The organism is Phenylobacterium sp. VNQ135, assembly GCF_049445735.1.
GTDB lineage: Bacteria > Pseudomonadota > Alphaproteobacteria > Caulobacterales > Caulobacteraceae > Phenylobacterium.
Genome location: NZ_JBMSDS010000002.1, coordinates 718,847 through 735,172 on the forward strand (window position 1 = coordinate 718,847; position 16,326 = coordinate 735,172).

General features: G+C 69.2%; 19 protein-coding genes. 13 read left to right on the forward strand and 6 right to left on the reverse strand.

Translation table 11 applies throughout. The annotated features are described in order from the left end of the window. The first annotated feature begins 315 nt into the window (after positions 1-315). The 3 genes from ACO2Q0_RS09350 to ACO2Q0_RS09360 all read left to right on the forward strand — a co-directional run bounded on the left by ACO2Q0_RS09350 (position 316) and on the right by ACO2Q0_RS09360 (position 3,303). A complete protein-coding gene (locus tag ACO2Q0_RS09350; RefSeq protein ID WP_423351222.1) occupies positions 316-990 on the forward strand; it encodes a CHAP domain-containing protein in 675 nt (224 codons plus the stop codon). Between the two features lie 78 nt (positions 991-1,068). After that, positions 1,069-2,019 (forward strand): magnesium transporter CorA family protein, encoded by a 951-nt coding sequence (locus tag ACO2Q0_RS09355; protein WP_423351223.1) that lies wholly within the window; start codon positions 1,069-1,071, stop codon positions 2,017-2,019. A gap of 48 nt (positions 2,020-2,067) precedes the next feature. Beyond that, complete coding sequence (locus ACO2Q0_RS09360; protein WP_423351224.1) at positions 2,068-3,303, forward strand: pentapeptide repeat-containing protein; 1,236 nt, start codon at positions 2,068-2,070, stop codon at positions 3,301-3,303. Positions 3,304-3,310: 7 nt separating this feature from the next. Here ACO2Q0_RS09360 and ACO2Q0_RS09365 read toward each other — a convergent pair whose 3' ends face one another. Continuing rightward, positions 3,311-3,757 carry a DUF488 family protein gene (locus ACO2Q0_RS09365; RefSeq protein ID WP_423351225.1) on the reverse strand — a complete coding sequence of 149 codons (447 nt, stop codon included), beginning with the start codon at positions 3,755-3,757 and terminating at the stop codon, positions 3,311-3,313. After that, complete coding sequence (locus ACO2Q0_RS09370) at positions 3,754-4,344, reverse strand: TetR/AcrR family transcriptional regulator (RefSeq protein WP_423351226.1); 591 nt, start codon at positions 4,342-4,344, stop codon at positions 3,754-3,756. The genes ACO2Q0_RS09365 and ACO2Q0_RS09370 overlap by 4 nt, the downstream gene beginning before the upstream one ends. Positions 4,345-4,410: 66 nt before the next feature. On the opposite strand from ACO2Q0_RS09370, the gene ACO2Q0_RS09375 reads away from it, so the two are divergent. Next, entirely contained in the window at positions 4,411-5,685 is a 1,275-nt protein-coding gene (locus ACO2Q0_RS09375) for an MFS transporter (RefSeq protein WP_423351227.1), read from the forward strand. 47 nt (positions 5,686-5,732) lie between these two features. Beyond that, positions 5,733-6,611 (forward strand): alpha/beta fold hydrolase, encoded by an 879-nt coding sequence (locus ACO2Q0_RS09380; RefSeq protein WP_423351228.1) that lies wholly within the window; start codon positions 5,733-5,735, stop codon positions 6,609-6,611. Here ACO2Q0_RS09380 and ACO2Q0_RS09385 read toward each other — a convergent pair. Both ACO2Q0_RS09385 and ACO2Q0_RS09390 read right to left on the reverse strand, forming a co-directional pair. Beyond that, complete coding sequence (locus tag ACO2Q0_RS09385) at positions 6,592-7,509, reverse strand: thioesterase family protein (protein WP_423351229.1); 918 nt, start codon at positions 7,507-7,509, stop codon at positions 6,592-6,594. The genes ACO2Q0_RS09380 and ACO2Q0_RS09385 overlap by 20 nt on opposite strands. A 57-nt stretch (positions 7,510-7,566) precedes the next feature. Then, the gene (locus ACO2Q0_RS09390; RefSeq protein WP_423351230.1) at positions 7,567-7,824 is read right to left on the reverse strand and encodes a hypothetical protein; all 258 of its coding nucleotides are present in this window, start codon (positions 7,822-7,824) and stop codon (positions 7,567-7,569) included. 122 nt (positions 7,825-7,946) lie between these two features. On the opposite strand from ACO2Q0_RS09390, the gene ACO2Q0_RS09395 reads away from it, so the two are divergent. From ACO2Q0_RS09395 to ACO2Q0_RS09420, 6 genes are all read left to right on the forward strand, one after another. Next, complete coding sequence (locus ACO2Q0_RS09395) at positions 7,947-8,768, forward strand: cytochrome b/b6 domain-containing protein (protein ID WP_423351231.1); 822 nt, start codon at positions 7,947-7,949, stop codon at positions 8,766-8,768. Next, positions 8,765-9,529, forward strand: a complete 765-nt coding sequence (locus ACO2Q0_RS09400; protein ID WP_423351232.1) for a molybdopterin-binding protein — start codon at positions 8,765-8,767, stop codon at positions 9,527-9,529. The genes ACO2Q0_RS09395 and ACO2Q0_RS09400 overlap by 4 nt, the downstream gene beginning before the upstream one ends. 72 nt (positions 9,530-9,601) lie before the next feature. Further along, entirely contained in the window at positions 9,602-10,435 is an 834-nt protein-coding gene (locus ACO2Q0_RS09405; RefSeq protein ID WP_423351233.1) for a TIGR00266 family protein, read from the forward strand. A 9-nt stretch (positions 10,436-10,444) separates the two neighbouring features. Next, entirely contained in the window at positions 10,445-10,828 is a 384-nt protein-coding gene (locus ACO2Q0_RS09410) for a VOC family protein (protein ID WP_423351234.1), read from the forward strand. A gap of 3 nt (positions 10,829-10,831) precedes the next feature. Continuing rightward, positions 10,832-11,254: a VOC family protein gene (locus ACO2Q0_RS09415; protein WP_423351235.1), complete on the forward strand. Its 423-nt coding sequence runs from the start codon at positions 10,832-10,834 to the stop codon at positions 11,252-11,254. Positions 11,255-11,317: 63 nt separating this feature from the next. After that, on the forward strand, positions 11,318-11,629 hold the full coding sequence (locus tag ACO2Q0_RS09420; RefSeq protein WP_423351236.1) for an EthD family reductase: 312 nt from the start codon (positions 11,318-11,320) through the stop codon (positions 11,627-11,629). Between the two features lie 39 nt (positions 11,630-11,668). Here the strand turns inward: ACO2Q0_RS09420 and ACO2Q0_RS09425 are convergent, their stop codons facing one another. Beyond that, the gene (locus ACO2Q0_RS09425; RefSeq protein WP_423351237.1) at positions 11,669-12,721 is read right to left on the reverse strand and encodes a 1,9-bis(guanidino)-5-aza-nonane synthase; all 1,053 of its coding nucleotides are present in this window, start codon (positions 12,719-12,721) and stop codon (positions 11,669-11,671) included. 102 nt (positions 12,722-12,823) lie between these two features. Further along, positions 12,824-14,095 carry a type III PLP-dependent enzyme gene (locus ACO2Q0_RS09430; protein WP_423351238.1) on the reverse strand — a complete coding sequence of 424 codons (1,272 nt, stop codon included), beginning with the start codon at positions 14,093-14,095 and terminating at the stop codon, positions 12,824-12,826. A gap of 428 nt (positions 14,096-14,523) precedes the next feature. Here ACO2Q0_RS09430 and phnC point away from each other — a divergent pair, with 428 nt between their 5' ends. Continuing rightward, positions 14,524-15,315 carry a phosphonate ABC transporter ATP-binding protein gene (phnC, locus tag ACO2Q0_RS09435; protein WP_423351239.1) on the forward strand — a complete coding sequence of 264 codons (792 nt, stop codon included), beginning with the start codon at positions 14,524-14,526 and terminating at the stop codon, positions 15,313-15,315. Next, positions 15,312-16,325: a phosphate/phosphite/phosphonate ABC transporter substrate-binding protein gene (gene phnD, locus ACO2Q0_RS09440; RefSeq protein ID WP_423351240.1), complete on the forward strand. Its 1,014-nt coding sequence runs from the start codon at positions 15,312-15,314 to the stop codon at positions 16,323-16,325. Before phnC ends, phnD begins: the two co-directional genes overlap by 4 nt. Position 16,326 lies beyond the last annotated feature (1 nt).

Here is a 16,326-nt window from a genome sequence, read left to right on the forward strand (position 1 = left end):
TGTTTCGCATTGTTTCAGATCGTCGAGCGATGAATAGCGTCGACAAAGCAAAGACGTCGGAGATGAACCGATCAATGTTCGACAGCTTAAATACGGAGCCGATATCCGATCTGTCGGCATAGCATGCTTAAATTCATGAATATGAATGGCGTGAGAACCCACCATGTCCGGAATGTGGCCGGATCAGCCATCCACCGCGCGCGAACATCCTGTGGATAAAGGCGCGGTGCGCGGCCTTGCACCCGCGTAAACCCTCTTTTCACTCAAGTGCGGATAGGGTTATCCCTTCGCCCAGCGTCGGGGAGTAACCGGAACATGGCTAAACGGACGAGGACCCTCGTGGGTTCCCTGGCCGCCGCGGCCTTCGTGGCCTTCGCGCCCGCCGGGGCTATCGCCGACACCTATTGGCAGTGCGTCCCGTTTGCGCGGCTGATCTCGGGCATCCAGATTTTCGGCGACGCGCGCACCTGGTGGCAGCAGGCGTCCGGCAAGTATGAGACCGGCTTCCAGCCGCGCGCGGGCGCGGTGCTGTGCTTCAAGCCGACCTCGCGAATGCGTCTGGGCCACGTGGCCGTGGTGAGCCAGGTGCTGACCGAGCGGGTCGTCCAGATCACCCACGCCAACTGGTCGCCGATCGAAGGCTCGCGCGGCAAGGTCGAGAAGGACGTCACCGTCGTCGACGTCTCGGCCGACGGCGACTGGAGCCAGGTCAAGGTCTGGTACGATCCGACGAAGGACCTGGGCGGATCGACCTATCCGACCCACGGCTTCATCTATCCCGACGCGACCGCCAGGGTCATGGCGGCGTCTGGCCTTTCGAAGGTGCAGAACGGCATGATCGCTGTCGCCCAGTCGGCGGCCAGCCAGATGGGCGCGGCCGTTCGTCCGGGCGCGGGCCCCATGGGCGTGCTGAGCCAGGCGGCCGACTCCACCGACAAGATCGCCGCCCTCATCGCGGCGGCGACCCGCGGCGACACGCCCGGAAACTGATCCTCCCGGCGGCTTGACCGTTTCACCGCAGCGCCCGCACAAGCGCCTTGCGGCGAAGCGGCGTTCGAAGGAGGCGGCATGCTGAAGGTGTTGCGGCGCGGCGCGCCCGCTTGCGAAGTGCATGTCCTCGACGCCGGCTGGCGGCCACCACCCGACACCGTGTGGATCGACCTCTGCCAGCCGACCCGCGAGGAAGAACTCGCGGTCGAGAGCGCCCTGGGGGTGGACCTGCCGACGCTGGAGGAGATGAAGGCGCTGGAGCCGTCCAGCCGGCTCTATCAGGAAGGCGGAGCCACCTTCATGACCGCCACCCTGCTGGCGAAGAGCACCGAGCTGATGCCCATCGGCACGCCGGTCACCTTCGTGCTGGGCAAGGGCGTTCTGGTCACCATCCGCTACCACACGCTGCGCGCGTTCGAGTTGTTCGGCGAGCATGCGCCGCAGAGCGCCGCCTCGCCGGTCGCCACATTCCTCGGCCTGCTGGACGCGATCGCCGAGCGGCTGAGCGAGATCCTCGGCGAGGCCGGTGCGCAGGTCGAGCTGGGCTCCAAGGCCATCTTCGAGCGGCCCCAGAGCGGCAACTTCCGTCCCCTGATGACCCAGCTCGCGCACGCCCAGTCCGTGACCTCCCTCACGCGCACCAGCCTGGTCAGCCTGGCCCGGCTGCTGAGCTTCGCCATGCTGGCCGGCGAGATCGCCGGCGACCCGGAATGCCGGACGCACCTCGAGTCGCTGCAGCGGGACGTCCAGTCGCTGACCGAGCAGGCCAGCTACCAGTCCAGCCACGTCTCCTTCCTGCTGGACGCGGCCCTGGGCCTGATCAACATCGAGCAGAACGGGATCATCAAGTTCTTCTCCGTCGTCGCCGTGGTGTTCCTGCCGCCCACGCTGGTGGCCTCGATCTATGGGATGAACTTCGATCACATGCCTGAACTGCACTGGCCGTTCGGCTACCCGTTCGCCGTCGTGATGATGGTGCTGTCGGCGGTGTTGCCGATCCTGTGGTTCAAGCGCCGCGGCTGGCTGTAACCGTCCCTTAGGGTTGTCGCGCAACCGTTCCTTAAGCGCGGGGTGAGCATGGTCCTCCCCGAAGGTCCCATGCCGAGCCAAGCGCAACAGCACCATCTGGCGATCGACGCCCAGACGCTGAAGGAGGCGCTGGAGGCGCACCAGCGCTACCTCGCCGGCCGGTCCGGCGGGCGGCGGTTTTCGCTGCCCTATGGCGACCTCTCCAACTGCTCCCTTGAGGGCGTCGACCTGCGCGACGCCGACCTCGCCGGCGCGAAGCTCGAAGGCGCGATGCTGGCGCGCGCGAACATGGCCCGCGCCATCCTGTTCGGCGCCGACCTGCGCGAGGTGGACCTGCGCGGCGCGAACCTCAAGCGGGCCGATCTTCGCGGCGCCTGCCTCCGCGGCGCCAACCTCGCCGGCGCCGAACTGGCCGGCTGCGACCTGCGCGAGGGCCGCATCGCCCTGCAGGACAAGCTCGACGGCTTCCGCATCCTTCGCCACGAGCACCGGCCGGGCGAGCTGAACTATGCGGTTCTCTCGGGCGCCAATCTGGCCGGCGCCCAGATGGCCGGCGCCCTGGCCATCGCCAGCGACTTCACCGACGCGAACCTTGCCGGCGCCGTGCTGGCGGGCGCGCGCCTCACCCGGGCGGTGCTGGACGGCGCCGACCTGTCGGGCGCCGACCTGGGCGGCGCGGATCTCACCGGCGCGTCGATGAAGCGGGCCGTCCTGGCCGGCGTCAATCTCGACCATGCGCGGCTGGACGACGTGGACCTGTCCGAGGTGCTGCGCGCGCCGCCGCCTATCGTGTATGTGGACGACCGCTCGCTGGACGAGGTCCTGGCCGACCACGAGGCCTACTGCGAGAGCGACGGCGCGCGAGGAACCGTGGTGCGGCTCGACCAGGTGGACTTCCGGCCGCTGAAGGCGCTGAAGCGCCGCAAGCTGACGGCGCTGGCGGCGCCGCACTCGATCTTCTTCGGCATGGATCTGGAAGGCGCACAGCTCCAGGGCGCGGACCTCACCGGCTGCGACTTCCGCGGCGCCAACCTGCGGGAGGCGGACCTGCGCGGCGCGAAGTTCACCGACGCGCAGCTCGTCCGCGCCGACCTCCGCGGCGCCAGGATGGGTCCGCTGATGATCGCGCCGGGCCGTTTCGTGCGCACCGACTTCACCCGCGCGGCGCTACGGGCCGTCGACCTGCGCGGCGCATCGGCCCACAAGGCGCGTTTCCTGGAAGCCGACCTGAAGGGCGCGCGCATGGCCGGCTGCGACCTCACCGGAGCGGAGATGGAGGTCTAGGGCGTCCTCAGGGCTTGAGGTCCTCGACCTCGAACTCCACCGCCTCGCACATCCGCTCGGCGACGATGCGCCGGTGGCACCCGCAGGCCTCGGCTTCGTAGCAGAGCAGGGCGGCCTTCCTGCCCGTGGCGATCTCCACCGCCTTAGCCAGCTCCAGCTGCGCCTGCGGCTCCTGCAGATGTTCTTCGAAGATCGCCCGCATCTCGGCTGTGCGGCCCTTGCGCGCGGCGTCTCGGCCAGGCTTGGGCGTGCCCAACGCCCGCAGGTGCACGTACTGGATGCCGGCGTCTTCCAGGCTCGACGACAGCAGTCCCTTGGAGAACCCCGCCCGCCGGGATGCGGCGATGGCGCGGACGTCGATCAGCACTTCGACGCCGGCCTGCTTCAGCGTCTCGATGACGGCGGCCTGCGGCGCGGCCTCGTAGCCGATGGTGGCGAGCGGCTTCCTGGTCATCGGCTCTCCGGAGCATCGGCGTCGAACAGGGCCTCGGCCGCGGCTCGCACCGCCGTCGCGGGGCCGCCGGGACCGAAGAGCTGGCTCGAGACGAAGACCCCCTCGATCAGCAACAGCAAAGCGTCGGCGAGTTCATCCGGTTTCCGCCCGCCGATCTCCCGCGTCATGGCGCGCAGCCGCTCGCGCAGTTCCTGCTTGTGCTCCACCGCCACCTGGCGGCCCGGATGCTCCGGGTCGGGATATTCGACGGCGGCGTTGGTGAGGCCGCATCCGCGGTAGCCTGCGATGTCGGCCCGGCAGGCGAGCGCATCCAGATAGGCCAGCACCTGCGCCCGGGGATCGCCCGGATGCGCCCGGGCGGCGGCGTCGAAATAGCTCCAGAAATGATCGCCCTGGTCGCGCAGGTAGGCGGCGATCAGCTGGTCCTTCGACTCGAAGCGTCGATAGAGGGTCGGCTTCGTGGCGCCGGCGCGGGAGACGATCTCGTCCACCCCGACCGCGCGCGTGCCTTCGCGGTAGAACAGCTCGCGGGCGGTGTCGAAGATCCGATCAGCGGCTCTGGAAGCGGTGTCAGACGATCTGCTCATGGTCCGGCTTGACGATGTTACCGATCGGTACGTACTTTCGAGCGTCGCAACGTACCGGTCAGTAACATGATAGCACTACGACGACCGTTCGGCCAGAACTACGCCTGGGTGGTTGTCGGGGTGACCTTCCTCGCGCTGCTCGCCGCCGCTGGCCTGCGCTCAGCGCCCGGCGTGTTGCTGACACCGCTGCACGAGGGCTTTGGCTGGGAGCGCGGTCAACTCTCCGTCGCCGCAGCGGTCGGCATCTTCCTCTATGGCCTCGTGGGCCCGTTCGCGGCGGCGCTGATGCAGACGCTGGGCGTGAAACGCACGCTGCTCGCTGGCCTCGCCCTGATGAGCGCCTCGACAGGGCTCAGCCTGTTCATGACCGAGCCCTGGCACTTCCTGCTGAGCTGGGGCGTGCTGTCCGGCTTCGGCTCGGGCGCGGTGGCGCTGGTGCTGGGGGCGGCCGTGGTCAATCGATGGTTCGCGACACGGCGAGGCCTGGTCATGGGGTTGCTGTCGGCGAGCACCGCCACGGGTTCGCTGATCTTCCTGCCGGGCATGGCGGCGCTGGCCCAGGCCGGCGGATGGCGCCCGGTGGTGATCGCCGTCTCCCTGGCGTCCGCCGCCCTGATCCCGATCGTCCTCTTCCTGATGCCGGAGAAGCCCGCCGACATCGGCCAGGCGCCCTATGGCGCGCGCGAAGCGCCGCCGGAGGCTCCACGCGGTCGCCCGGCCGACAGCATCAAGCTGGCGCTCTCGGTTCTCGCGCAGGCGGTGCGGACGCCCGCGTTCTGGCTGCTGTTCGCCACCTTCTGGGTCTGCGGCTTCACCACCAACGGCCTCGTCGGCACGCACCTGATCTCGTTCTGCGGCGACAAGGGCCTGGTGCTGGTCCAGGCGGGCATGCTGCTCGCGCTGATGGGCGTGTTCGACATGGTGGGCACCACGGCGTCCGGATGGCTCACCGACCGCTACGACCCGCGCAAGCTGCTGTTCGTCTACTACTCCCTGCGCGGCCTCTCGCTGATGGCCCTGCCGTTCCTGGAGTTCAACGCCGTCAGCCTGTCGATCTTCGCCGTGTTCTACGGGCTCGACTGGCTCGCCACGGTGCCGCCCACGGTGCGGCTGGCCAACGAGAATTTCGGCGAGAAGAACGCGCCGATCGTCTTCGGCTGGGTCGCCGTCGGCCACCAGACGGGCGCGGCCACCGCGGCGTTCCTGGGCGGCTTCCTCCGCGACCTCCAGGGCCGCTACCTGGAGGCTTTCGTGCTGGCCGGCGTCCTCGGCCTCGCCGCGGGCGCCGCAGCCCTGTGGATCGGACGCCGCGCGCCCGAGCCGCAACCGGCGCTGGCCTGACGCTGGGTGACGCTTTGCCCGCGGAACAGGTCGGCTATAGCTCGGTGATGGACGCCAAGGTCGAAAAGCAACCCCGCAAGCGCCGCTGCGCCCTGCCCGCACGGGGCGGGGAGATGGCCTATCTCGACTTCGGTCCGCCGGAACGGCCGGTCGACCTCGTCTTCTCCCATGCCAATGGCTTCAATGGCCTGACCTACCGGACCCTGCTGGCGCCGCTCGCGACCGAGCTGCGGATCCTCGCCGTCGACCTGCGGGGCCACGGCGCGAGCACGCTTCCCGCCGACCCGGCCACGCACGGCGGCTGGAACATGTTCCGCGACGACCTGCTGGCCTTCTTGGACGCGGCGACGGAAGCGCCGGTGGCGCTCGCGGGCCATTCGATGGGCGGAACCTCCAGCCTGCTCGCCGCCGCCCACGCGCCTGATCGTGTGCGGGCGCTGGGCCTGATCGATCCGGTGATCTTCGACGCCGCGCTACGCTCCAGCGGCACGGGGGAGTCGCCGCTGGTGCAGGGCGCCCTGCGGCGCCGCGCCGTGTTCGCGAGCAAGCGCGCGGCCTACGAGGCCTACCTCGGCCGCGGCGCCTTCAGGACCTGGCCGCCCGAGCAGCTCGCCGACTATGTGGAGGCCGGCTTCCGCGAGACGGAGACAGGCGAGGCGACCTTGACCTGCGCGCCGGCCTGGGAGGCGGCCAACTTCGCCACCCACAACTACGACCCCTTCGCCGCCTTCCGCGACAGCCGCTGTCCGATCCGGATCCTGCGGGCCGAGGCGGACTCCACCTGCCGGATCGAGGGTCACGAGGCCGAGATCGCCGCCACCGGCCGGATCGCAATCGAGACGGCGCCCGGGACCACCCACTTCCTCCCCATGGAGCGGCCGGACCTGGCCCGGGATCTGCTGGCCGCTACAGCGAAAGCCCTCTGACGGCGTTCGCCTCCACCCGGGCGAGCTCCTCGTCCGAGAGGGTGATGATCTTGCGGGTCTCGAGGTCGAACGAGACGGCGATCGCCTCGGCGGCGCCCCAGGCGCGCCCCGACGTGGGATCGACCAGCCAGTGCACCAGCCGACGGAAGCGGGCGTCGCCGCCCGCCGAGCCGGAGCGCAGCTCCACCCGGTCCCCCGCGCGCGGCCAGTCCAAGTGGATCAGCCGGTACTCCAGCGCCGCGCCGCCGATCTTGCGGTCGTCTCCGGCGCCCGGGCGCTTGCCTTCGAAGAAGTGCGGGATGCCGTCCGAGATGCGCGCCATCAACAGCTCGGTGCGCATCCGTCCGAAGGCGTCGCAGTCCACGGGGCGTATGGCGCCGAGCGCGGTGCGCTTCACGCCCAGTTCGTCGGCCCGGGCGAGGCTCGCCTGGCTCTCGACGGGGTCCAGGCCGATCGAACGGGGGGCGGCCGCTTCCGGCACGTCCATGCGCAGCGCCTCGAGCCGGGGGCGGACCCGGTCCGGCCACGGAAAGGGACGGCCGTCGTCGGCGGTGGCGTGCGACACCAGCGTCTGGAAGCTGGCGGCGAGCGCGCCGTCGGCATGGTGCAGCAGGAAGGCGAGCCGCGCGTCGTCCTCGCCGACCTCGATCACGCCGCCGGTCATGTGCAGCGCCGCGCCGGGCCGCGCCTCCTTCAGGAAGCGGATGTGCTGGTCCTTGACGATCAGGGTCGCGCCGGCGTCGGGCGCGAAGGCGCGTGGCATGCCGAGCTCGGCCGCCAGTCCGGCCAGCGCCTCGCTGGCCTTGGCGACGTAGAAGCCGACGTTCATGTGGCCCATGTGGTCGCATTCCCATGCGGCCACGCTGCCCCGCCAGACCTCCACGCCGTCCCTGCTCACGCGAACACTCCCCAAGCCCCTCAGGCGGGGAAGCTTAGGAAGCGTCGCGCGTCGCGGCTAGCGCTTGCCTTCGACCGGGTCGGCGCCGGGCCCCAGCCGCCCCTCGTTGGCGGACGGCGGCACGGCGGTGGTGTCGCCCGCGCCCTGGCGCGGCGCGGGATTGCCGCCCTCGAACGTGCGCGGCTCGCCTTCGACGGAGTCGTCCTGGCGGACGGCGGGATAGCGTTCGGGGCCGCCCTTGTTGTCGGCCGCGTCGAGCGGCTGGGCGGCGTTCTCGCGGCGGCCCTCGCTCTGGATGTTGTCGTCGCCGGGCATGGCGGTCTCCTCGATCTGGATGTCAGGGACCAAAGCGCCCGCGCTCGTCCGATGTTCCGGCGTCCGGGCGGGGTTCGCCGCCGTAACTCCGCTGTGGCAGGATGGGGCGGAAGGGAGAGTCGATGGCCAAGGGCAAGCCCATCCTGGTCCGGCGTCACGGGCCGGTCGTCCGCATCACGCACTGGCTCAACGTGCTGGCGGTCAGCCTGCTGCTGATGAGCGGCCTGCAGATCTTCAACGCCCACCCGGCGCTCTACTGGGGCCACAAGTCGACCTTCGCCGAGCCCTGGCTGTCGATCCGGATGGTCGAGACGGCGGAGGGCCCGCGTGGGATCACCACCATCGGCGACCGCTATGCCGACACCACGGGGGTCCTGGGCTGGACCGGCGTGGAGGGCGATCGCCGGAACCAGGCCTTCCCGGGCTGGTCGACCATCCCCAGCTGGCGCGACCTCGCCAGCGGACGGCGCTGGCACTTCTTCTTCGCCTGGCTGTTCGTGATCAACGGCCTCGTCTACCTGCTCGCGGCGGTATTCGGGGGGCATCTGCGCCGCGACCTGCTGCCGACGCGGGAGCAGCTGAAGATTCGCCACATCCTTCACGAGGTGGTCGCCCACGCCCGACTGCGCTTTCCCACGGGCGATGCGGCGAGGACCTACAACGTGCTGCAGAAAGGCTCCTACCTGGCCGTCGCCTTCGTCCTGCTGCCGCTGATGGTGGTGACGGGGCTCTGCATGTCGCCGGGCTTCAACGCCGCGCTTCCGGGGCTGATCGACCTCTTCGGCGGACGGCAGGGCGCACGCAGCGTCCACTTCCTCACGGCCGCCCTGGTGGTGCTGTTCGTCATCTTCCACGTGGCCATGGTCGTGGCCTCGGGGACCTGGAACAACATCCGCTCGATGATCACCGGCCGCTACGCCATCGACGTGGAGGAACGGCCATGAGCGCCAACCGCCGAACCTGGCTGCAGGCCGCGGGCGCGACGCTGGCCGGCCTCTGGCTCAGCGGCTGCGACCGCCTCACGCGCAGCACGAAATTCATGGGCTTCATCGGCAGCGCCGAGAACCTCAACCGGCAGGTCCAACGCGCGGTCGCCGACCGCACCGCGCTGGCGCGCGAATTCCCGGCCTCGATGATCTCGCCCGACTTCCGGGCGAACGGCACGCGCAGCCCCCAGGACGCCGAGTACGTGGCGATGCGGGACGCAGGCTTCGCCGACTACAGACTAGTCATCGATGGGCTGGTGGAGCGGCCGCTCGCGCTGTCCCTGGCCGAGTTGCGCGCCGAGCCCGCGCGCACCCAGATCACCCGCCACGACTGCGTGGAAGGCTGGTCTTCCATCGGCAAATGGACCGGCGCGAAGCTCGGCCCGCTGCTGGACAAGGCCGGGCTGAAGGCTGAAGCCCGCTACCTCGTCTTCCACTGCGCCGACAGTCTCGCGGCCGGGCCGGACGGCCGCTACTACGAGAGCATCGACCTGGTGGACGCCTACCATCCGCAGACGATCCTGGCCTACGAGATGAACGACGCCGCCTTGCCTGTCCCGCATGGCGCGCCCGTGCGTCTCCGGGTCGAGCGCCAGCTGGGCTACAAGCAGGCCAAGTATGTGATGCGGATTGAGGCGGTGGAGGGCTTCGCCCACCTGCACGGCGGCAAGGGCGGGTTCTGGGAGGACCGCGGCTACGAGTGGTACGCCGGGATCTAGGCCGGTTTCCCAAGCCCTCTTCCAGCCGTCGGCGGGCGCCGTAGATTGCCGGCGAACCAAAAGGAGCTCGCCATGACCTCAAGTCCCTGGACCCACCATCGCAGCGCCGGCGTGGCCGACGATGTGGACTTCGAGATCAAGGGCCAGGAGCTGCAGTTCGTCGAGATCGAGCTCGATCCCGGCGAAAGCGCCGTCGCCGAGGCCGGGGCCCTGGTGTGGAAGGACGCGACCGTCGACATGACCACCGTCTTCGGCGACGGCTCGGGCGGCCAGGGCGCGGGCTTCATGGGCAAGCTGCTCGGCGCGGGCAAGCGGCTGATCACCGGCGAGAGCCTCTTCACGACGGTCTTCACCCACCAGGGTCAGGGCAAGGCGCGGGTCGCCTTCGCCTCCCCGACGCCGGGCGCGATCCTGCCCCTGCATCTCGCCGACATCGGCGGCACGCTGATCTGCCAGAAGGACAGCTTCCTGGCCGCCGCCCGGGGGGTCTCCATCGGCGTCCAGTTCCAGCGCCGCGTGATGACCGGCCTGTTCGGCGGCGAAGGCTTCATCATGCAGCGCCTGGAAGGCGACGGCTGGGTCTTCGTGCAGATGGGCGGCACGGTGGTCGAGCGCGAGCTGGCGCCGGGCGAGCAGATCCACGTCGATACCGGCTGCCTCGCCGCCTATACGCCGACCGTCGACTTCGATCTCGTCATGGCCGGCGGGGTGAAGAGCGTGTTCTTCGGCGGCGAGGGGCTCTTCTTCGCGAGGCTCACCGGGCCGGGCAAGGTCTGGGTGCAGTCGCTGCCGTTCTCCAGGCTGGCGGGCCGCATGCTCGCAGCGGCCGGCGGCCAGGGCGGGCAGAACCGGGGCGAAGGCTCGATCCTCGGCGACCTCGGCGATCTCATCGGCGGGAACAGATAGGAGGCTCACATGCTCGGCAGTGAACGGCCGGTCGGCTTCATCGGCGCCGCGGACTACGCCGCGGCGCGTGCGTTCTACGAGGGCGTGCTCGGGCTCGAGTTCGTCCGACAGGACGACTACGCGCTGGTGGTCCGGGCGGACGGCGTGACAGTCCGCATCACCCGCCTGCCCGACGTGCAACCCTCGCAGCACACCGTGTTCGGCTGGGAGGTCGCCGACGTGCGCCGGACTGCGGCGTCGCTGGCCGAGCGCGGCGTCGTCTTTGAATGCTACGACTTCCTGGCGCCGGATCAGGGCGCGGACGGGGTGTGGACTGGACCTGGCGGCGCGCAGGTCGCCTGGTTCCGTGACCCGGACGGCAACCTGCTCTCCATCTCGACGAGCGGGTGCTGAGAATTGCGTCCGCGCGTCACCCTCATCACCCTGGGCGTCGACGACCTGGAAGCCGCCGTCGCCTTCTATCGCGACGGCCTGGGCTTCCCGACCGAGGGCATCGTGGGGGAGGAGCTGGAGAACGGCGCGGTGGCGTTCTTCGATCTGCAGGCGGGTCTGAAGCTGGCGCTCTGGCCCCGCACCTCGCTTGCGGCCGATTCCAGGGTGCAGGTCACGCCCCGCAGTCCGTCCGACTTCATGCTCGCGCACAATGTGCGGAGCGCAGCCGAGGTGGATGAGGTCCTGTCGACCGCCGCTGCGGCCGGCGCGCGCATCACCAAGCCCGGCGAGGCCACCAACTGGGGCGGTTACAGCGGGGTCTTCCAGGATCCCGACGGGCATCTGTGGGAAGTCGCCTACAACCCGCAGATCCTGCCGCAGGACTGAGGCTTTCCTTCCGGAGCGTCAGACGGGCTTAGCTCCGCCTCGCAAACGGGCGGAGGAAGCCAGATGATCGTCGTGAGCGTGATGTATCCCACCACCGAGGGCGGGAAGTTCGACATGGATTATTACAACGCCACCCACATTCCGCTGGTGAAGGAGGCGTTCGGCCCCACCGGCCTCATGTCCGTCCAGGTGTTGCAGGGGCTCCCCGGACCCGACGGCTCGAAGCCGCCCTACGTCGCCATCGCCAACCTGGTTTTCGAGAGCCCCGAAGCGCTGCAGAAGAGCATGGGCGGTCCACGCGCGGCCGAGGTCGTGGGTGACATCGCCAACTTCACGGACATCGCGCCCAGCCGGCAGCTCAGCCTGGCGAGCTGATCCGAAAAAAAGGCCCCGGATCTCTCCGGGGCCTTCGTCTTACTTCGTGAAGAGGTCGTTCCAGCGGCGGCGCTTGCGGGCCTTCCAGGCCCCCAGGTGCCAGGCGTTGGAGGCGATCAGCGGCACCACCGTGGTGGCTTCCGCGAACACCATCTGCTCCCAGGTCACGTCCACCTTGCCCCAGGAGCAGGCCTCCTTGAGCGTCGAGGACGAGCAGGCGCCGTCGCGCACGTCGGCCACCGTGATCTGGATGGCGTACTTGTGCATGTCGACCTCGTGGCCGAGGATCTCGGCGCAGACCACAGTGTCCTGCGCGAAGTTCTTCGGCACGCCGCCGCCCACCATGAAGAGGCCGGTCGCGCCCGCCTTCAGCTTGATGTCGGTCAGCTCGCGGAAGTCGGCGATGGCGTCGATCGTCATGTAGGGCTTGCCGGCCTTCATGCGCTCGACCTGGTGCTTCACCAGCCCGAAGCCCGCCGAGCTGTCGACGAACGCCGGGCAGAAGATCGGCACGCCTTCGCGGTACGCCACCTCGATCAGGCTGTCGGGCTTCTTGGCGTTGCCCGCCGCCAGCCACTTGCCCATCTCGTAGATGAACTCGCGGCTGGAGTAGGGGCGCGGCTCCAGCGACTCGGCGATCTCGTAGATCGTCGCGTCGCAGGCCTGCAGCTCTTCCTCGTCGATGTAGGTGTCGTAGATCCGGTCGATGTAGAGGTCGCGCAGGTCGCGGTCGTCGACGTTGGACTGGGCCTGGTAGTGCTTGAAGCCGAGGGCTTCGAAGAAGTCCATGTCCACGATCGAGGCGCCGGTCGCGACGATCGCATCGATCATCCCGTACTTCACCATGTCGCGGTAGATGTGCATGCAGCCGCCGGCCGAGGTGGAGCCGGCCAGCGTCAGCCAGGTCGAACAGTCCTGATCCTCGAGCGACATCTGCCAGATGTCGGCCGCACGCGCCGTGTCGCGGCTCGTGAAGCTCATCTTGCGCATGGAGTCGATGATCGGACGGGCGTCGTACTGGTCGATCGCCACGTGCTCGACGGTGTTGGCCAGAAGCTCGGCCTTGCGGTTCGAGTTCACGGGAGCGTTCATTCTCAAAGTTCCCTTTGGGTTTGATCGCCCGTCGTCAAAAGGAAAGGCGCGACCGGGACGGAGCGACCGGCCGCGCCTATAACACTTGAACCCTGCGGGTTGTTACCGCTTGCGGCCCTTCTTGCCGGCCGCGCCCTTCGGACGCGACAGGCGGACGACCTTGCGCTCCTCCTCCTGGCGCTCGCGCGGCAGGCGGATGGAACGGCCGGCCAGACCGAACATGGAGGCCATGGGCGCGTCGCCCACCTCGACGGTCTCGGCGTCGCCGAAGCCGTTGAAGCGGGTGTTCATCGCGATCCCGTAGGCGCCCAGCATGCCGATCTCGACGTAATCGCCCTCGCGGATGTCCTCGGGCAGCCAGAACGGACCGGGCATGTGATCGAGGCTGTCGCAGGTCGGGCCGTAGAAGCGGTAGGGCTTCAGCGGGCCTTCGACTTCCTGGGCCTCGTCGCCTTCGCCGCGGAACAGCTTCACCGGAAAGGGCCACTTCACGTGCGCCGCATCGAACAGCGAGCCGTAGCTGCCGTCGTTGAGGTACAGCGCGTCGCCCTTGCGGAGCTCCACCTTGGTCAGGATCGAGGTCGACTCGGCCACCAGGGCCCGGCCGGGCTCGCACCACAGCTCAGTGTCCTCGTGGACGTTCATCTCGGCGAAGCCGCGATGGATCGAGTCGGCGTAGTCGCTCATGTCCGGCGGGATCATCCCCGGATAGACCGACGGGAAGCCGCCGCCCACGTCCACCACGTCGACCATGACGCCCGCGCGCACGATGGCGCGGTTCGCCTGGGCCATCGCCGCCTGGTACGCGGTGGGACGCATGCATTGGCTGCCCACGTGGAAGCTGACGCCCATGCGGTCCTGGGTGGCGCGGCGCGCGGCCAGCAGGAGGCTCGGGGCCTCCCACATGTCGACGCCGAACTTACCCGACAGCGAGTAGGACGCGCCTTCCGCCGACACACCCAGGCGGACGATCAGCGACAGGTCGTCGGCGCCGCCCGTGGCATCGAGGATCTTCTGCAGCTCCTCATGGGTGTCGAGGGCGAAGGTCTTCACGCCGTGGTCGAAGTAGGCCTGGGCGATCGCGCGCCGGCTCTTCACCGGGTGCATGAACGCCATGCGCGAGCCCGGAGCGTGCCGCGACACCAGCTCGATCTCGGGGACCGAGGCCACATCGAACGAATTCACGCCGCTCTGCGCGAGGGTCTCGATGACCCACGGCGAAGGGTTCGCCTTCACTGCGTAAAAAACGTCGCCTTGAAAATTGTCCTGGAACCAGCGCGCCGCTACGGCCACCACGCCCGGTCGCACAAGGGCGACAGGACGCTCCGGGGACCGCTCGCGGACCAGGTCCAGGGGCGTATGGTACGTCTGCACCTCACGCAACCCCCAACGGATTGTTGAACCCAGACCGGCGTTAGCAGCGCTTTTTAGGACTTCGGGTCCGCCGGAAGCCGCGCAAATAGGGTCATCTGACCCCGATGTAAAGTGCGAAGGACGTGCGACGGGCGGTCGCTATACCGAACAACGATATTTAACCTTGGCCCTGTGGCGCGTCAGACCCAGTACAGTCGAAGGTAAAGCGGCGCGCCCTCTCGTCGCTACACGGCGCCGTCGCCGGCCGGCCTCCTGTTTCTGCTGGACTTTTGGGCCGCGAGTTCCTGGAAAGCCTCTGCGGCGACATCGCACGCGTTGCGCGCTAGACCGCGCCCCGGCGGCCATGCCATGAAGCGCCTCGCGAGCCCGCGCGGAACTTCAAGGTTCCCGCCCTCGCGACGACGCCACGGGGAAAGCGCCACCACCTGATGACCGAAGCCGCCGTTCTGTCGATACGGAACGCCTCCAAGACCTTCGGTCAGCGCCGTGCGCTCGACGGGGTTTCTCTGGACGTTCGCAAGGGCGAGATGATCGCGCTGATCGGGCCGTCGGGCTCGGGCAAGTCCACGCTGCTGCGCTCGATCAGCGCTCTCCAGACGCTCGATACGGGCGGCGTCATCACCGCCTTCGATTCCCCCGTGCAGGAAAACGGCCGCGTCGGCGGCGGCGTGCGCAAGGTCCGCACCCGCATCGGCATGATCTTCCAGCAGTTCAACCTGGTGGGCCGCCTCACGCTCTTCACCAACGTCGCGCTGGGCTCGCTGGGGCGCATCGGGGCCATCCAGGGCCTGTTCGGCTTGTGGCCTGCGGAAACCAAGCAGGCGGTGATGGCCGCGCTGCACCGCTTCGGCCTCGCCGACTACGCCGGTCAGCGCGCCAACACCCTCTCGGGCGGCCAGCAGCAGCGGGGCGCCATAGCCCGCGCCCTGGTGCAGAAGGCCAAGATCATCCTCGCCGACGAGCCGGTCGCTTCGCTCGACCCCGTCTCCGCCCGCCGGGTGATGGAGATCCTGCGCGAGCTGAACGCCAGCGACGGCCTGACCGTCATCGTCACCCTGCACCAGGTGGACTACGCCCTGCGCTACTGCGAGCGGGTGGTCGCCCTGAAGGCGGGCAAGGTGGTCTATGACGGCCCGCCCAGCGGCCTCGACAAGCCGCGCCTCATCGAAATCTACGGCCCCGAATTCGAGGACGTCTTCTGGGAAGGAGCGCCCCAATGATCCGCCGCACCCTCATCGGCGCCACGCTCGTAGCCGCCCTGGCCCTCGCCGGCTGTGGCGACAACAAGGACGCCGCCGCGCCCGCGGGCGGCACGCCCAAGGAGCTGACCTTCGCGATCCTGCCCGCTGAGGGCCAGGCGTCCATGGCGCCCCTGTGGCAGCCGCTGCTGGACGACATGTCGGCCCAGATCGGCGTGCCGGTGAAGCCGTTCTTCATCTCCAACTACACGGCCATGGTCGAGGCGATGCGCTTCAACCAGGTGCAGATGGGCTGGTTCTCGGCCGCCCCGGCGCTGCGCGCCACGGAGCGGGCCAACGGCGAGGTGCTGGGCCGCGTGGTCGATGCCGGCGGCGAGGCGACCTACAAGTCGGTCCTCATCGTGCGCAAGGGCAGCGGCATCACCCTGGACAAGGTCCTGCAGTGCGACCGCAGCCTGAACTTCGGCATCGGCGACGCCCAGTCCACCTCGGGCACGCTGGCTCCGATGGCCTACCTCTTCACGCCGCGGGGCGTCGACCCCGCCAAGTGCTTCAAGGCCGTCCGCTCGGCGAGCCATGAGGCCAACGTGCTCTCGGTCGGCACCGGCGTTCTGGACGTGGCCACGAACAACACCGTGGGCCTGCTGTTCAACCGGCGCCAGAAGCCCGAGATCGCCGACCGCATCGAGGTGATCTGGCAGTCGCCGCCGCTGCCCGAAAGCTCCATCGTCGTGCGCAAGGACCTGGATCCGGCGCTGAAGGAGAAGATCCGTCAGTTCTTCCTGACCTATGGCACGGGCGAGGACGCGGTCGGCGAGAAGCAGCGCAAGGTGCTGCAGGGCCTGGCCTACGGCGGCTTCCGCGCCGCCGACGACAGCTACCTCGACCCGGTGCGCGAGATGGAGGCCGCCGAGGGGCTGGCCGAAGCCCGCCGCTCGGGCGACCAGGGCCGTATCGCCAAGGCGCAGGCCGCCTTCGACAAGGTCACGGCCGCCGCCGCGCAGCGCCGCGCCACCTCGCCGGCTCCGTAAG